The organism is Flavobacterium columnare NBRC 100251 = ATCC 23463 (assembly GCF_002530675.1).
Taxonomy (GTDB): Bacteria; Bacteroidota; Bacteroidia; order Flavobacteriales; family Flavobacteriaceae; genus Flavobacterium; species Flavobacterium columnare.
Window position 1 is genome coordinate 63,865 of the sequence record NZ_PCMX01000023.1, and the last position, 17,054, is coordinate 80,918.

The window sequence follows — 17,054 nt, forward strand, 5'->3', positions numbered from 1 at the left end:
CCATTTTGATTTCTTATAATAGGCAAACGAATCTTTTTTATTTTAATAAAATTTGTTTGTACTGTACTGAGTTGTTTAACAAATCAGTAGCTTTTCTTATAACGCTATTATTTTTTGCATAGTATTGATAAAGACCTTCTTTATATTGGTACCTTTTGATGAGTTCGTCTTTTAATAAATTTATAATTTCATTTTTATTCTTATCTAATTCTACCTCATCTGTTTTCTGTAAAGCTTGTTGCAAAGCCTCATATTGGGTTTTAATTTGCCCCTCTATTTTTTCTTTTTTAGCTTGTTCTAAAACGGATTTAAGAGCTAAATCGGTTTTAGTATCAAACGAAAATTTTTGTGATTTCAAGTAATTTTTAAATTCACTAAAATCTGTATCTCCTAAGTTTGGGATTGAATTACCTAAATTTGGATGTTTATAATAGTATTGATTAGCATACATAAAAATAGCATCTCCTCTAACTAAAGCATCAGTTATAGTACTCGTTTTACTTTCTTCTAGTTCAATATCAGGTTGAATACCTCCACCATCATATACTGTTCTTCCTTTGCGTGTTTTAAAAGCATTATAATTTTTTGCATCTGTACGTATAGCTTTACCATTAGCATCTTTTTTTGAATAATCTAATGCTTGAATACAACGTCCTGATGGTGTATAGTATCTAGAAATCGTTACTTTTAGTTGCGTACCGTATGTTAAATCAATAGGACGTTGAACTAATCCTTTACCAAAACTTCTAGAACCTATGATTACTGCTCGGTCTAGGTCTTGTAATGCGCCTGAAACAATTTCACTTGCGGAAGCACTTTTACCATCTACAATGATAGCAAGAGGAATATCTAAATCTACGGGTTGCTTAGATGTTTTGTAGATGTTATTGTGTTTTTCTATTTTAGATTTTGTGGTTACAATGATCTCTCCAGCGGGAACGAATAAATTGCATATATTGACTGCTTCGTGTAAAAGTCCACCTGGATTACCTCTAAGATCTAATATGATTTGAGTGGCTCCTTGATCTTTTAAATTTTCTAATGCTTCGCGTGTTTCGCTGGAAGCTTTTGCATTAAATTGTGAGAGTACGATATAACCTGTTTTAGAGTCAGCCATACCATAATAAGGAACTGCTTTTACATCTATTTCATCTAAAAGTAATTGAGTCGTTTTGAGTTCATTATTTCTTTTATATTGTATGGAAATTTTGGTATTCTTACTCCCTTTGAGTAATTGAGATACATCTTCTTTAAAATCAGAAAGGATGACATCATTAACTTGAATGATTTCATCACCTGCTTTTAAACCCGCTTTGTCTGCAGGATAACCTTTATAAGGTTCACGTATATAAGTTCTACCTTCTTTTCTGGTAATCATGGCACCTATACCTGTATATTCACCTGTATTATTTATTTTGAAGCGAACTACGTCAGCTTCATTAAAATAAACAGTATAGGGATCTAATTCAGCTAACATACTTTTTATTGACTTATCCATTAATTCAGCAGGATTTGTTTGGTCAACATAATTCATATTAACGGTCTTAAATAAGGTTGTAAAAATTTCAATCTGCTTGGCTATTTCAAAAAAATCTTCTTTGAAACTAGCTCCTACAAACAAAAAACCTCCTGCAAGTACAGGTAAAATATATCTTTTTTTTATGGATAGACTCATAATATATGGTTTATTAAAACACTTTATAATTACTTAAAGGAACTAGAAAAATTATCTTTAATTTTTAATATTCTAAAGTTCCTATATGACGCATTACACGGATGGTTTTATTTTTTCTTTTTTCAACATAGTTAGAAGATCCAACGGCTTTGTATTTTCTTGGACTTGGTAATATGGCTGCTATTGAAGCAGCTTCGTATTTTGTGAGGCTTTTAGAGCTTTTGTGAAACCAGTATTGACATGCGGCTTCTGCTCCATAAATACCATTCCCCATTTCGATGCTGTTTAAATAAACTTCCATAATGCGTTTTTTACCCCATACTAATTCAATCAAAACAGTGTAATAAGCTTCTAATGCTTTACGTAAGTAACTACGTCCTTGCCATAAAAAAACGTTTTTAGCTGTTTGTTGTGATATGGTGCTTCCTCCTTTTAATTTTTTTCCTTTTAGATTTCCTTTAAATGCTTTATTCATAGCAGAAAAATCAAATCCGTTGTGTTGAAGAAAAAGACCGTCTTCGCTAGATATAACGGCTTTTTGTAAATTAAGGGATAGATCATCAATGGGTACCCAATCATGTGAAAAGATAACTTCTTTACCAGCTGCTTTATTTTCTATTGCTCGTATTATCATTAAAGGAGTAAAAGGTACTGGTATGTATTTAAATAAAAATACAAAAGCTATAGAGATTACATTAAAATACAAAAAACACTTCCATAAAAACAATTTAACCTTAGTCGTAAAAGTAGACGATGGTTTTTTAGACTTCGTTTTTGTATTTGTTTTGTTATTTATGTTTTTTTTTGTTGTCATTTATATTAAATCCGCTAATTCTTGTCCTATTAAACTCCCTATGGCAACACCCATACCTCCCATTCGTACCCCGCAAAAAACATTTGTTGAAAGCGATTTTACTATTGGTTTTTTGTGAATGCCTACTCCCATAATACCGCTCCAACGATGAGCAATGGTTACTTTATTTTGTGGCAAAATTACAGTTTTTAATAATTCTTCCAATTTGTTTTGTATTAAAGCTGTTTGATCCAGTGAAATAGTTGTTTCACCTATAAAATCTAAATTTCGTCCTCCTCCTAATAAAATCCGATTGTCTATATTTCTGAAATAATAATATCCTTTATCTAAATGAAAAGTTCCTTTTATTTCTAAATTAGGTATAGGTTCAGTTATGAGTACTTGTGCTCTCGCAGGTTTTACTTCACCATTTGTTAAATTTTCAGCAAATCCGTTGGTTGCAAAGAGTAGTTTTTGGGTTTTAAAGGTATAATCCCCTAATTCTACTTCTACTTCATTCCCTAAGTCTGCATAATTTTTAACCGTTTGATTATTTAAAATGAGAATATTATTTTCGAATCCTTTTTTTAACAATGCTTGCATCATTTGGCCTGTATCTATTTGTGCCTCAAATGGATTAAATAGGCTATATTTTTTTATGTTCTTAAAATTAAAACGATTTGTTTGTTTTTCAAAAGTATCTGCTTTAAACAAAGGACGAAGAAGATTATTTATAAATGGCATTTTTTGCAAACAGTCTTCATAACAGTCTTCATTTTCCGATAAAAATAATTCATACCCACCATAGCGTTTTAAATCAATAGAAACATCTCCTAAATTTTTACGTAGTAGTTGTAATCCATTCCAACGTTTTTTTACGAGTTGAATAACTTCTTCTTCTGTATGTGTTTTTAGATCGTCTAGAATCTCTGATAGAGAACCAAAACAAGCGAACCCAGCATTTTTGGTACTAGCTCCTTCTGGGAGTTTCCCTTTTTCTAAAACAAGTATTTTGCTGTTAGGATATCGTTCGCGCAGACGTAAAGCGGTATGCAAACCTACGATTCCACTGCCTACTATGGCAAAATCAACGGCTGTAAACCAATTTTTTATTTCCCAGTAACTTAGACGCATTTTTTATAACTAATTTGAAAGATCGTTCCTTTGTTAATTTCAGAATGTAAAACTTTTATTTTTCCTTTATGATATTCTTCTACTATACGTTTAGTCAAAGATAATCCAAGCCCCCAACCTCTTTTTTTAGTAGTAAAACCAGGCTCAAATATTTTTTTGAAATGATTTCTTGGAATGCCTTTACCTGAATCGGATATTTTTATTTTAATATAATCATCTTCATTTACTATAATTAGATCTATATCTCCTCTACCTCGCATAGCATCTACAGCATTTTTTACTAAATTTTCTATTGTCCAACTATGTAATGTAGGATTTATTTTGACAAACAAATCTTGTTCAGCCGAAAAAAACTGAAATTTCACTTGTCCTTCAAATCGGGAAGCTAAATAATCGTATACTAATTTTGTTTCTTCCACAATATTTTTATTTTCTAAATTAGGTTCAGAGCCTATTTTAGAAAAACGTTCCGTTATGTTTTGAAGTCTAAAAAGATCTTTTTCAATTTCAGAAACGATAATTTCATCTACTTGCTCAGCTTTCATAATTTCGACCCATCCCATTAGTGATGAAAGCGGTGTACCTATTTGATGTGCTGTTTCTTTGGCCATACCCGCCCAGAGTTTGCTTTGAGCTGAAATTTTATTGGTTCTATAATAATTATAAACTAAAGCACCAAATAGCACAATGATCGTAATCAATGCTATAGGATAATATTTTAGTTGGCTTAATAACGCCGAGTCCATATAATATAAATAGCGACGTTTTCCTTTGTCGTATTCAATATTAATTTTGTTATTAGCTTGTTTAAATTGTAGAATAAGATGTTTCGTTTTTTTAGGGCTCTTAAATAGAGCTTCATCTAGATTGGTAAAACTCAATATATTGTCTTTTTCATCTAATAGTATTGTAGGAATAGTTTCATTATTGGTTAGTATTTGTAGAGGCAAATCTACTTCGGTTTCATCTGTTGCATTTTGTAATGTTTTTTGAGCTGTAGCCCAAAGTTCCATTTTATGACGCTCTTCTTTTCTAAAAATTTGCATCAAAGTATAGGTGTTCCACAAAATAAGGCTAATAATTAGGAAAGAAAACCCTACTAGTAGCCAACGAATAGAATTATTTTTATTGGTAAAATTCATATTTATACTTAAAAGTCTAAATATAATAAAAGTCTATTTTCTTTACTTTATTTTATAGCTTCTTTTCTTATTTTTGTTTAAAAACCAATTTATAGATGAAAAGTTTCATTCCTACTGAATTATCTACCCCACAGGTTCAGTCCTATTTACAAGGGGCCATTGCACCAAGACCCATTGCATTTGCTAGTACGATAGATGCACAAGGTAGACCTAATTTATCTCCTTTTAGCTTTTTTAATGTTTTTAGTGCTAATCCTCCTATATTAGTTTTTTCTCCTGCCAGAAGAGTAAGAGGTAATACGACTAAGCACACCTTAGAAAACGCATTAGAAACTAAAGAAGTAGTAATAAATGTTGTAAACTATGATATGGTACAACAAATGTCACTTTCTAGCACGGAGTATCCCGAAGGAATAAATGAATTTGAAAAAGCAGGTCTCACGGCTTTATCTTCTGATCTTGTAAAACCATTTCGTGTTGCCGAATCACCCGTACAATTTGAATGTAAAGTAAATGAGATAATTGCATTAGGAACAGAAGGAGGTGCTGGTAATTTAATAATTTGTGAAGTTCTCAAAATCCATGTAGATGAAACTATCTTAGATGAAAATGGGATGATTGATCAACATAAAATTGATTTAGTGGCTCGTTTAGGCGGAAATTGGTATTCGCGTTCTAATATGGGGTTGTTTGAAGTTCCAAAACCTTTGATCACTTTGGGGATTGGAGTAGATGCAATTCCTAACTTTATTAAAGAAGATTCTTTTTTTACAGGAAATGATTTAGGTATGTTAGGAAATATAGAGGCTTTGCCAAAAGAAGAAGAAATCCTTATCTTTGTCCAAGAAAACAATTCAATTAAAGAAGCTTTGCAAGCTAATAATCCTATAATAATCAAGGAATTAGCTAAAGAGTATTTAAAAAAACAGGACATACTTTCGGCATGGAAAGTGTTGTTAGCAAAATAATTAATACAAGTTATCATGGAAGTTACAGGAAGAATTAAAATGATTAACCCTACACAAGAGGTTAGTGCATCTTTTAAAAAAAGAGAATTAGTAGTTACAACAGAGGAGCAATATCCACAACATATCATGATTGAGTTTACTCAAGCAAAAGTAGATGATTTGAATAACTTCCAAGTGGGAGAACAGGTAAAAGTATCCATTAATTTACGTGGTCGCGAGTGGATTAATCCACAAGGAGAAGCTAAATATTTTAACACCATTCAAGGGTGGAGAATTGAAAGAGTGCAACCTATGCAAGCAACACAACCTGCTATGTCCCAACAAATGCCTCCAATGCCTGCCGCACAAGCTTTTGAACCAGCGCCTAGTTTTAATGAAGAAGAACATGACGATCTTCCTTTTTAATTGAAAGGAAAGATAAAAGATAAAAAAGTCATTCAGTATGCAAAATATTTGAATGACTTTTTAGTTTAATAATATCTTTGTACTTTTTTATTTTTCTAATAAATTATGTACTTTATAACTAAAGAATTATATTTTCCACCAGTAGAAGAGACATCAAAAGAAGGCGTACTAGCAGTAGGTGGCGATTTATCGCCTGAACGATTGCTATTGGCTTATAAAAACGGTATTTTCCCTTGGTTTGATGATAATGATCCTATTTTATGGTGGTGTCCACCTCAGCGTATGGTTTTATTTCCTAATGAATTTAAACCCTCTAAAAGCATGCGAAATGTAATAAATAAAGGTATTTTTAAAATTACCTTTAATACATGTTTCCGTGATGTAATGATTAATTGTCAACAAATTTATCGTCCAAACCAATACGGAACTTGGATTACAGATGAAATGATAGATTCCTACACATATTTACATGAAAGAGGAAAGGCAATGTCCGTTGAGGTTTGGTTAGGTGAGGAATTAGTAGGTGGATTGTATGGGGTAGATATGAATCCTGTTTTTTGTGGAGAAAGTATGTTTTCTCATGTAAGTAATGCTTCTAAAATAGCTTTTATTGCATTAGTAGATTATCTAAAGGGGAATAAATATAAATTGTTAGATTGTCAAATATACAACGACCATTTGGCTTCTTTAGGATGTTATGAAATACCAAGAGAAGACTTTATAGCTCTTTTAAAAGAAAAATAAAGAGAGTTTTATAAAAAAGGACCCTAGTTTATAGAATCCCATACAAAAGATATTCTCACTAGATGTATTAAGTGATAAAAAGGCTGCCTTTTTAGACAGCCTCTTGAATATTATTTACTTTTTTTCTCAGGTCTAAATGGATAAGTCCAGCTCAAGAATGGGGTTATTTTTCTAGTTTGAATCCAGATTCGTCCTTTTCCTTGAAATCTGCATACTAATCCTTCTCCTGAAAAGAACAGCGATTTATATCCACCAACTCTGGTTACATCATACGTTAATCCTTCTGTAAACGCTACAATATGTCCCGTATCTATTACATAACCATCTTCTACGTTAATCGGTATGATTCCACCATAAGAATTAAACCAAAGATCCCCTTCTCCAGAACATTTAATTAAAAATAAATTTTCACCTGAGAAAAACCCTTTTGTTAAACCTTGAAATTTTGAATCAATAGTTATGTTTTCTGAAGAAGCTAAAAAGGCACTGTTCTGAATATAGACAGTTTCGTTGTTTAAATAAATGTGTTCTATATCTCCAGGACAAGCGGGCGCTAACTGAATATCACCTGAACCATTTTTTGCTGTGAATTCATTGATAAATAATGACTCACCCGTTAAAAATCTTGAAAAACCGCCTTTCAAAGTTGTTTTCATTTCTAGATTGGTATCCATAGTTGCCATAGCACTAGCCTCTACCTTTAGTTTTTCTCCTGCTGGTATGTTGATGGTCACAAAACCAAAATCTGGTTTGCAATCCATTGTAAATTTAAATCCTTTATTTTGTGTTTCCATAATGTTGTTAGCCTCTTGGTTTAAGTTTAGGTCCTAGAATTCCTCCAAACGTTGAAGTATTATGAGATTGTACCCATACAGTTCCTTTCCCTTCAAATTTACATACTAATCCTTCACCTCCTAAAATTGAACTTATCCAACTTTTACCCGCTTTTGTTAGTGTGAAATTTAGGGTTTCTTCAAAAGCTACAATATGTCCTGTATCTACTATATATTCACCATCAATTTGGATAGGGTAGATAGCACCAAATGAATTTACAATTACAGTTCCTTCTCCTTTGACTGATAACCAAAAAAGGCTTTCTTTAGAAACTAAATTTTTGAACCCTTGAAAGCTCATGTCAATAGTAATATTTGGTGAACTTGCCACATAAGACCCACCTTGAACAATAATACCTTCGCCCTGAAGTTCTTTTACCATCATATCGCCAGCGAGCGTAGTACTTAAAAAAACAGTTCCCCCTTCGCTACTTGCTTTATAATGATTTAAGAAAAAGCTCTCTCCAGATAACATTCTTTTTAAACCTTTTAAGAAACCTCCCGATTTTTTTTGTTGTGAGGAAGTTGTCATAGTGACACTTGGAGTCATGGCGATCATAGATCCCGCTTCTGCGGTAAATTCTTCTCCAGGTTGTAATTTTATTACAGCAGCAGTAGAACTTGGTCGCATTTGTAAATCAACATTTAAAGCAGTTGATTTTTTTTGTATTTCCATATTTAATGTATCCATTGTAAGCAATTATATTTGTCTGTTAATCCAAGAAACTAAACCAGATAAATTCCTTGTTTGGATATATATTTTTCCTTTTCCTTCTATTCTAGTAACAAAGCCTTCACCTCCAAAAAAACTACTAAATATACCTCCTGATAGTTGTGGTTTAAGTTTCATATTAGGTTCATAAGCTACAAGATGTCCTGTATCTACAATATATTCACCATCTATTTCTTTTTCAAGTAAACCTCCATAAGCACCAAAAATTACTTTTCCAGTTCCAGAAACTACTAATTTGAATAGTCCTTCCCCCCCAATTAGCGATCCTAAACCAGCCCATTTTACACTTAGTTTAACTCCTTTTTCGGAAGCAATATAGGCTCCTCTTTGAATACAATAACTTTGTGTACCGTCTAATTCTTTAATCTCTATATCTCCTGGTGTTGATTGAGTTAGATGCAATGAAAGTGTTTTATTGGTATTATTTGTAAAATGGTTGATAAAAAGACTTTCACCTCCTAAGATTTTTTTTGCCAAACCCACAAAAAATCCTCCATTGAATTTAGCATCTAAATCTAGCTCGGCCGACATACTAGACATTGCGTCTGATTCTGCAACAATGGTTTCTCCTGGTTCGAGTTCAACCATTACGTAAGCAAAAGCAGGTTTTCCTTCTGTTTTAATTCTCATAGTTTTATTTTAAGTTTAAAAGTTTTGTTTTAAAAGCATTAAATGTATTAGGCAACACCGTATGTTGTGTTTTATCTTCTTTTTGTTGTTCCTTTAATTTTTTGATACGGCTTTTTGTATCAGGATGTGTTGATAAAAAAGATAAATCTATGTTTTTAACTGAAGTAGAATCTAAAATTGTTTTTTCTTCTTTTTCTAAAGTTTCAAAAAAAGAAATTAATCCAGCTGGGTTTATTTTGGCGTTTATTAGATATTTCATTCCCTTTTCATCGGCCTCAATTTCAAAATCTCTACTATTGGATAGTGAAGCTAATTCGCCCCCCATATTAATAAATGTACCTGCTATGGCGCTTACATCTCCAACGGTAGCTGATAAAATAGCAAAAACACCTAAATTATTGATGATTCCTCTGATGTGATGACGTTTTGTTACATGTGAAAGCTCATGGCTGAGTACCCCCATAACTTCTTCCCAAGATTTAGCATTTTTTATTAACCCTGTTTGAATAATAACCTTTCCTCCTGGTAGAGCAAATGCGTTTATAGTTGGATCTTTTACAAAATGTAAATCTATTTTATAACCTTCTTTTTCAATTTGACAAAATAATGGCTTAGCTACTTTTATAAATTCCTTTTTTAATGAATCATTTTTTATAAAATGATATTGCAAAGATAATGTACTAAATAGTTTATCTCCCGCTTTTTTCTCCCAAGAAATAGGTACTTGATTTGCTATTCCTTCCACCATTTTATCTTTTAAAAGATAAAGAGAGGTAATGAATAATGTAATAATAATTAAAAAAACTATTATTCCTTTAAGAGGGGTGTTTAAAGTGCTTTTTGATTTTTTGATTTCTTGTTTGAATTTATTATTTGATACAAGAATAGTATTTTTTAAAATGGATTTATCAGAAGTATAAACAGAAATGGAATTAATGGTTGAATCAGAAAAAAAGATAAATCTATTAGAGGCACCTCCAACACTAATGGATAGATTTGCAAACTCTATGTGATAATTTATAGAACTGGATTCAAAAAAAACTCCGTTTGTTTTTATCTGTAAATTTCCTGAAATTCTTCCTCCAAAAACATCTGGATGAATTAATATTGCTTGATATGTGTCCAATTTTTTGTGTTTTTAACAAAAATAGCAAAAGATTATCTAGAATCTATTTTTAAAAGATTATTAAAACTCAAATTTTTGAAATTGCCAGTTTAAAGTTGAAAAAACAATTAATTCGTTTTTCAAAACCGGTAATCCTATAATCATTTTCAATGTTTCTTGTGCCATCATCGTACCTATAATGCCAGGTAACGAACTAATTACGCCGTTTAATGAACAATCAGGAACGTCTTCAGGGTTAGGTGAATCTGGAAATATATCGCGAAGTTGTTTGCTTCCGTTATGATTGAATACCGCTAGTTGTCCTTCAAACTTAAAAATACTGCCATAAACTAAAGGCTTTTCTAATTGTACACAAACATCATTTACCAAGTATCGAGTAGTAAAATTATCCGAACCATCTACAATAATGTCATAGCTTTCAAATAGATCTGGAGCGTTTTTAGAAGTTAGTTTTTCCTTGAAAATTTGTATATTAACTGATGGGTTTAGTTTTTCAAGGACAATTTTTGCTTGCGTAACTTTTGGTAAATTAATATCAGTTTCGTTGTAAAGAACTTGACGATGTAAGTTATGTAAAGCTACTGTATCAAAATCAATCACACCCAGCGTACCTACACCAGCCGAAGTGAGGTATTGCAAAATGGGACATCCTAAACCACCCGCACCAATGACGAGGACTTTAGCATTTTTGATTTTTAATTGACCTTCTTCCCTTATTTCAGGCACAAGAAGATGTTTGGAATAACGCAAATAATCGGATATTGTAAGCATAGTAATATATCGCTCCTCTGGAGCTTTTAATTTTTTGAAGACAAATAGGTTTCAAGTCTGAGTGTTTCAATTTTTCAATTCTAAATTGTATTTTTTTGTTACACAGAGGTTCACAAAGTAAAGCACAAAGTTTTACAGAGGTCATTTCTAAATTCTAAATGCCTTATCCCAGTCCTTCCAAACAGGTTGATAACCCTTTGCACTAATCAACTGCGCAATTTCAGCCACAGGGCGTTCATCACTAATTTCAAATTGTTCTAATGTTTGCGGATCGACAACATAACCACCTGGATTAGTCTTAGATCCAGCACTCATTGTTGTGACCCCAATAGGAATAATATGATTCCGAAAATGTTCATTCTCGCGAGTAGAAATCGAAATTTCAAGATCTTCATTCCAAATGCGGTACGCACAAATAAGTTGGAGCAAATCTTTATCTTCCATAATAAAATTGGGTTCAATGATCCCTTCAGCAGGTCGCAATCGTGGAAAAGAAACAGAGTATTTGCTTTTCCAATAGGTTTTTTGTAAATAATCAATATGTAAGGCATTAAAAAAGCTATCTACTCGCCAATCCTCTAGTCCTAATAAGACACCCAATCCTATTTTGTGAACCCCTGATTTCCCTACTCGGTCAGGCGTTTCTAACCTAAAATCGAAGTTGGACTTTTTTCCTTTAGGATGGTATTGTTTATAAACTTCTTTATGATAGGTTTCCTGATATACTAATACAGAATACACACCCGCTTGATGCAATTGTTCGTATTCTTCTTGTGAAAGCGGTTGTACTTCAACAGAAATATTGGCAAAATCGTTTTTAATGACTTCAATAGCATTTAGGAAATAACCAATATTTACGGTATAATTAGCTTCACCCGTTACCAACAAAACGTGATCGTAGCCCATAGCTTTTAGAGCTTTTACTTCCTGACGAATTTCACTATCTGAAAGTGTTTTTCTTTTGATTTTATTGTCAAGGCTAAAACCACAATAGGTACAAATATTTTGGCACTCGTTACTCAAATACATAGGCGCATACAGTTGAATAGTTTTCCCAAAGCGTTTTTGCGTGAGTTGATGAGCCAGTTGCGCCATAGGTTCTAAATACTCTTGGGCTAAGGGAGATAAAAGCACCAGAAAATCCTCAACGGTTCGTTTAGGTTTACGCAAAACATTTTCTATATCACGATGCGTTACCGAAGCAATTTGGTTAGCAACAGTTTCCCAAGAATAGTTTTCAAATACAGTTTTAAAGGTCATAATTTTTAGATTTTAAGAGGTAGTCCTAAAAGGTCGCAATCTTCTCATTTCGATCAACGGGAGCCCCGAGAGCTTTGCTCGAATAGGCGAAGAAAATCACATAATATTGATTATGAGACTCCTCCTTGCGTCGGAGTGACAAACGGTGCGTTGATTTTTTAATTTTCGGACAACTTTTCTATAAAAACGACGTTAACGGACTAGAGGCTTCGGCTTGTGCTAGCGGATTGGCTAACTGAGCTTCAAAGGCTCTACGTCCTGCAATAACGGCTTCTTTAAATGCTTGTGCCATGGCTACTGGATTTCCAGCTACGGCAATTGCGGTGTTTACTAACACGGCATCAGCGCCTAATTCCATTGCTTTAGCAGCATCGGACGGCGCACCTATACCTGCATCAATAATTACAGGTACTTTACTTTGTTCGATGATGATTTCTAAAAAATCAATGGTTCGAAGTCCTTTGTTACTTCCTATGGGAGAACCTAAAGGCATAACCGCCGCGGTACCTACTTCTTCAAGTAACTTACATAAAACGGGGTCGGCATGAATGTAAGGATAGACTTCAAATCCTAGTTTAGCGAGTTCTTCCGTAGCTTTTAAGGTTTCGATAGGGTCAGGAAGTAAATATTTTGGATCCGGATGAATTTCGAGTTTTACTAAATTCGTTTCCATTGCTTCTCGAGCTAATTGCGCTGCGAAAACAGCTTCTTTAACATTTCTTGCTCCAGAAGTATTGGGTAATAATTGAATATGCGAATGGTTGAGGTGCGAAAGAATGGCATCGGTTTCGGTTTCAAAATCGACTCTTTTTAAGGCTACCGTTACTAATTCTGAACCAGAGGCTAAAATAGCTTCTTCCATTATTTGACTAGAACCAAATTTTCCAGTACCAACAAACAATCGGGAGCTAAATGTGGTATTTCCTATTTTAAGCATACGTATAAAGTGTTTCGTTGAGTTGTTTTACAATTTGACTAGGTTGTGTGGCATTACAAATTAAACCAGAAACGGCTATGCCATACACTCCAATTTCTACTAGTTTAGGGAGGTCATTTTCTACTATTCCTCCAATGGCAAAAATGGGTTTTACCAATGCTGTATTTGAGCTGGTATTGATAATTTTTTTATAACCTTCAAAACCTAACGGGGGGCTTAGTTTTTCTTTAGTGGTAGTAAATCGCAATGGACCTAAACCCAGATAATCACATCTTTCAGCTAATCGTTGTTGTACATCTTCAAGAGTGTTGGCTGTACCTCCTATAATTTTAACATTACCTAATAATTCACGTGCTTGATCAATACTTCCATCAGTAAGTCCTAAATGTAATCCGTGAGCATCTATGGCTTTGGCTATGGTAGGAAAATCATTTATGGTAAGCAAAGCATTATATTGATCCGTTTCTTTTTTAACTTTTTCGGCCAATCTAAAAACATCAATTTTAGAAGCGTTTTTATAACGTAATTGAGTCCAAGTAATTCCCGCATCTAAGGCTTTTCGAATCGAATTAAGTTGCTTTTCAGGCGTTGCCCCCTGCGATATAAATTGAATTTTAGGTAACATAGTAGGCTAATAATTTTTTATTTGAGTTTAATGTTTGTTCTATAAATTGTTTGGCTTTTTTACAACTTTCTGGAAGTGATTTATCTAGAGCTAAATGTGCCGTGATGGCAGATGATAAAATACAACCTGAACCGTGTTTGGGATATATTTTGTTAGTAGAGGGTTTTAAAGTATGAGTTTCATGGCTTATAATCAAATAATCTGTTCCTAGTTGGGATATATTATGTCCTCCTTTCCATAAAACTGCCGTATGTTGTGCCAATAACTCAGTTTTTTCTAGAGGGCTTATGGATTGAGGAACTAAGATGTCTAATTCATTATGATTAGGAGTGATGAGATCAACTTGTTCTAAAATAGATGGTAAACAATCGTAAATAAGCGGAGTGAATTCATAATTTGCGGTGGCTTTTAAAACGGGATCCCAAACAATTTTAGCCTTTGGCCACAAGAGTTTTATTGTTTTTAGATACGTATCCAATGTTTCTAAGCTGGGAATAATTCCAATTTTCACAGCTTGTACTTCATACTGTTTAGCAAGATGATTGAGACTATCAATTACCCAAGAAGTGTTCATCCACTCCATTTTGAGAAACCTATCTTCCGTTTGAATAGTATTACCAGTAATCACGGCTAATCCATATACTTTCTGCATTTCAAATGTTTTAACATCGGCAAGAACCCCCGCTCCAGCCGAAGGATCAAAGCCTGCTAGACTGAGTACGAAAGGACGATGTTTTGACATTTTTTCCATTGTTCTATAGGATTAGGATGTAACCAAATAGCACCTAATAAGGCAACCGAGTTAAAATACAGAAGTACTTCGGAAATGTTTTTTTCTGAAATTCCTCCCAAAGCTATAAGTTGGGTATTAAAATTTGTACGTTGAGCAATTTGATGAAGAATCTCAGGATTTTGATAATTAACTTTCGAAATACTTGGAAATACTGGACTCAAAAAGGCATAATGATAAGCCGAATCGAGTTCATTAAATTCTGTAATACTATGCGTTGAGGTGGATAAACTTTTTGTATTTTTTACTATCGAATTTCTATTTTGACTAGTTTGATGGATTCCTTTCAAATCGTATTCATTTACTAATTCAGGATAATATACTACACAAAATGGATGAAAATAAGTGTCAATTTTTTCTAAATATGCTTTTGTTTCTTGTAAAGTGTAGTTAGGTTTTCTGATATGAAAATGAGTAAGCCCTGCATCAAATAACTGATGCAGGGTTTGAATTTCATTTTCTATAGTATGTTCTGTTGATAGTAGAATCATTTTTTTTGGTTCACTAAGTTTCACAAAGTTCTTACACAGAGTTTACTTCTTTAGTTCGCTTCGCTCGTATCACAAAGTTTTTTCACAGAGTCACACAAAGTTCACATAGCTTCTTTATGTATCTCTGTGAATTCATCATATTATACATAAATCTCTTTACCGTTTTCAATAAATTCCTCCGATTTGGCTTTAAGTCCTTCTTCGACAGCAGTATCTCTAATTTCTTGTGAAATTTTCATCGAACAGAATTTAGGACCACACATTGAGCAGAAGTGAGCTACTTTAGCCGCATCGGCAGGTAGAGTTTCATCGTGGAATTCACGAGCAGTGTCAGGATCTAAGGAAAGATTGAATTGATCCTCCCAACGGAATTCAAATCGGGCTTTACTTAAAGCATTATCACGGTATTGCGCTCCTGGGTGACCTTTTGCTAAATCGGCTGCATGAGCTGCAATTTTATAGGTGATTACTCCGTCTTTCACGTCTTTTTTATTCGGCAGACCCAAATGTTCTTTAGGTGTTACATAACACAACATGGCACAACCATACCACCCAATCATGGCTGCTCCAATTCCCGATGTAATATGGTCGTAACCTGGTGCAATATCGGTAGTTAAAGGACCTAAGGTGTAAAAAGGAGCTTCAGAACAACATTCCAATTGTTTTTCCATATTTTCCTTAATCAGGTGCATAGGCACGTGACCTGGACCTTCAATAAATACTTGTACATCGTGTTTCCAAGCAATTTTTGTTAATTCACCCAAAGTTTCTAATTCGGCAAATTGAGCAGCATCATTGGCATCGGCAATAGAACCAGGACGTAAACCGTCACCTAATGAAAAGGCTACATCATATTGTTTTAAAATTTGGCAAATGTCTTCAAAATGCGTGTATAAGAAATTTTCTTTATGGTGAAATAAGCACCACTTTGCCATAATAGAACCGCCACGAGATACAATTCCTGTTACTCTATTTGCCGTCAAATGAATATAACGCAATAAAACACCTGCGTGAATAGTGAAATAAGAAACCCCTTGTTCGCATTGTTCAATTAAGGTATCGCGGAAAATTTCCCAAGTTAAATCCTCAGCAACCCCTTTTACCTTTTCTAAAGCTTGATAAATAGGCACAGTTCCAATAGGTACAGGAGAGTTTCGAATAATCCATTCGCGAGTTTCATGAATGTTCTTGCCTGTAGATAAATCCATAATAGTATCAGCTCCCCAACGACAAGCCCAAACAGCTTTTTCAACTTCTTCTTCAATACTTGAAGTTACTGCACTGTTACCTATATTCGCATTAATTTTTACCAAAAAGTTACGCCCTATAATCATAGGTTCACTTTCTGGATGATTGATATTATTTGGGATAACGGCTCTTCCTGCTGCTACTTCGCTACGAACAAACTCGGCTGTAATTTTGCCTTTAGGTGTTCTTGCTCCAAAACTTTCCCCTACGTGTTGCTGACACATCGCCTTTTGTGCCGTTTCTAATTGTTCAATGCGTTGGTTTTCACGTATGGCAATATATTCCATTTCGGGAGTAATGATTCCTTGTTTTGCGTAGTAAAGTTGCGTTACATTGGCTCCTTTTTTGGCACGCATTGGTTGATGTAGGTACTCAAAGCGTAAATGATCTAATTTTTTATCCGCTAAACGCTGTTTTCCATATTCAGAACTTAGGCTATCTAATATATTAACATCTTTTCTATCTAAAATCCATTGTTCACGTAAACGAGGTAACCCTTTACGTACATCAATTTCCATAGTTGGATCAGTATAGGCACCAGAAGTATCATAAACAGTAACGGGTGGATTTTGTTCTACTTGTCCGTTAGTTAGTTTAGTATCCGATAAAGTAATTTCACGCATTGCTACTTGAATGTCGTGTATTTCGCCTTGAACGTACACCTTTTTTGAGTTCGGGAAAGGTGCTCTAGTGATTGTATTTTCCATAGTTTTATACTTAACAGAATTATATAAATAGTTTTGGGATAG

Annotated in this window: 18 protein-coding genes; 3 read left to right on the forward strand and 15 right to left on the reverse strand. The window is 33.6% G+C overall.

Translation table 11 applies throughout. From position 1 onward, the window contains the following. Window positions 1-37 precede the first annotated feature (37 nt). The 4 genes from B0A78_RS04145 to B0A78_RS04160 form a co-directional block, all read right to left on the reverse strand. A complete protein-coding gene (locus tag B0A78_RS04145) occupies window positions 38-1,675 on the reverse strand; it encodes a S41 family peptidase (RefSeq protein ID WP_097609414.1) in 1,638 nt (545 codons plus the stop codon). A gap of 64 nt (window positions 1,676-1,739) precedes the next feature. After that, entirely contained in the window at window positions 1,740-2,489 is a 750-nt protein-coding gene (mtgA, locus tag B0A78_RS04150; RefSeq protein WP_014165889.1) for a monofunctional biosynthetic peptidoglycan transglycosylase, read from the reverse strand. Beyond that, complete coding sequence (locus tag B0A78_RS04155; RefSeq protein ID WP_014165888.1) at window positions 2,490-3,602, reverse strand: NAD(P)/FAD-dependent oxidoreductase; 1,113 nt, start codon at window positions 3,600-3,602, stop codon at window positions 2,490-2,492. Beyond that, window positions 3,593-4,744: a sensor histidine kinase gene (locus B0A78_RS04160; protein WP_014165887.1), complete on the reverse strand. Its 1,152-nt coding sequence runs from the start codon at window positions 4,742-4,744 to the stop codon at window positions 3,593-3,595. Before B0A78_RS04160 ends, B0A78_RS04155 begins: the two co-directional genes overlap by 10 nt. Window positions 4,745-4,839: 95 nt before the next feature. On the opposite strand from B0A78_RS04160, the gene B0A78_RS04165 reads away from it, so the two are divergent. The 3 genes from B0A78_RS04165 to aat all read left to right on the forward strand — a co-directional run bounded on the left by B0A78_RS04165 (window position 4,840) and on the right by aat (window position 6,861). Continuing rightward, complete coding sequence (locus tag B0A78_RS04165; protein WP_014165886.1) at window positions 4,840-5,712, forward strand: flavin reductase family protein; 873 nt, start codon at window positions 4,840-4,842, stop codon at window positions 5,710-5,712. 15 nt (window positions 5,713-5,727) lie between these two features. Then, complete coding sequence (locus tag B0A78_RS04170; RefSeq protein WP_014165885.1) at window positions 5,728-6,117, forward strand: DUF3127 domain-containing protein; 390 nt, start codon at window positions 5,728-5,730, stop codon at window positions 6,115-6,117. A gap of 105 nt (window positions 6,118-6,222) precedes the next feature. Further along, a complete protein-coding gene (aat, locus tag B0A78_RS04175) occupies window positions 6,223-6,861 on the forward strand; it encodes a leucyl/phenylalanyl-tRNA--protein transferase (RefSeq protein ID WP_014165884.1) in 639 nt (212 codons plus the stop codon). 110 nt (window positions 6,862-6,971) lie between these two features. Here the strand turns inward: aat and B0A78_RS04180 are convergent, their stop codons facing one another. The 11 genes from B0A78_RS04180 to thiC all read right to left on the reverse strand — a co-directional run bounded on the left by B0A78_RS04180 (window position 6,972) and on the right by thiC (window position 17,012). Further along, window positions 6,972-7,655 carry a TIGR00266 family protein gene (locus B0A78_RS04180; RefSeq protein WP_014165883.1) on the reverse strand — a complete coding sequence of 228 codons (684 nt, stop codon included), beginning with the start codon at window positions 7,653-7,655 and terminating at the stop codon, window positions 6,972-6,974. A gap of 7 nt (window positions 7,656-7,662) precedes the next feature. Further along, on the reverse strand, window positions 7,663-8,385 hold the full coding sequence (locus B0A78_RS04185) for a TIGR00266 family protein (RefSeq protein WP_014165882.1): 723 nt from the start codon (window positions 8,383-8,385) through the stop codon (window positions 7,663-7,665). Between the two features lie 9 nt (window positions 8,386-8,394). Beyond that, window positions 8,395-9,057 carry a TIGR00266 family protein gene (locus B0A78_RS04190; RefSeq protein WP_014165881.1) on the reverse strand — a complete coding sequence of 221 codons (663 nt, stop codon included), beginning with the start codon at window positions 9,055-9,057 and terminating at the stop codon, window positions 8,395-8,397. 4 nt (window positions 9,058-9,061) lie between these two features. After that, a complete protein-coding gene (locus B0A78_RS04195) occupies window positions 9,062-10,183 on the reverse strand; it encodes a M48 family metallopeptidase (RefSeq protein ID WP_014165880.1) in 1,122 nt (373 codons plus the stop codon). 60 nt (window positions 10,184-10,243) lie between these two features. Then, on the reverse strand, window positions 10,244-10,954 hold the full coding sequence (locus B0A78_RS04200) for a HesA/MoeB/ThiF family protein (protein WP_065212860.1): 711 nt from the start codon (window positions 10,952-10,954) through the stop codon (window positions 10,244-10,246). Window positions 10,955-11,101: 147 nt separating this feature from the next. Next, a complete protein-coding gene (gene thiH / locus B0A78_RS04205; RefSeq protein ID WP_014165878.1) occupies window positions 11,102-12,214 on the reverse strand; it encodes a 2-iminoacetate synthase ThiH in 1,113 nt (370 codons plus the stop codon). Window positions 12,215-12,392: 178 nt separating this feature from the next. After that, window positions 12,393-13,151: a thiazole synthase gene (locus B0A78_RS04210; protein WP_065212859.1), complete on the reverse strand. Its 759-nt coding sequence runs from the start codon at window positions 13,149-13,151 to the stop codon at window positions 12,393-12,395. After that, complete coding sequence (thiE, locus tag B0A78_RS04215) at window positions 13,144-13,776, reverse strand: thiamine phosphate synthase (protein WP_014165876.1); 633 nt, start codon at window positions 13,774-13,776, stop codon at window positions 13,144-13,146. The genes B0A78_RS04210 and thiE overlap by 8 nt, the downstream gene beginning before the upstream one ends. After that, entirely contained in the window at window positions 13,766-14,518 is a 753-nt protein-coding gene (locus B0A78_RS04220) for a hydroxymethylpyrimidine/phosphomethylpyrimidine kinase (protein WP_041253451.1), read from the reverse strand. The genes thiE and B0A78_RS04220 overlap by 11 nt, the downstream gene beginning before the upstream one ends. Next, entirely contained in the window at window positions 14,485-15,057 is a 573-nt protein-coding gene (locus B0A78_RS04225; protein ID WP_014165874.1) for a thiamine phosphate synthase, read from the reverse strand. Before B0A78_RS04225 ends, B0A78_RS04220 begins: the two co-directional genes overlap by 34 nt. 140 nt (window positions 15,058-15,197) lie before the next feature. Next, window positions 15,198-17,012, reverse strand: coding sequence for a phosphomethylpyrimidine synthase ThiC (thiC, locus tag B0A78_RS04230; RefSeq protein WP_014165873.1), 1,815 nt, complete (start codon window positions 17,010-17,012; stop codon window positions 15,198-15,200). Window positions 17,013-17,054: the final 42 nt, after the last annotated feature.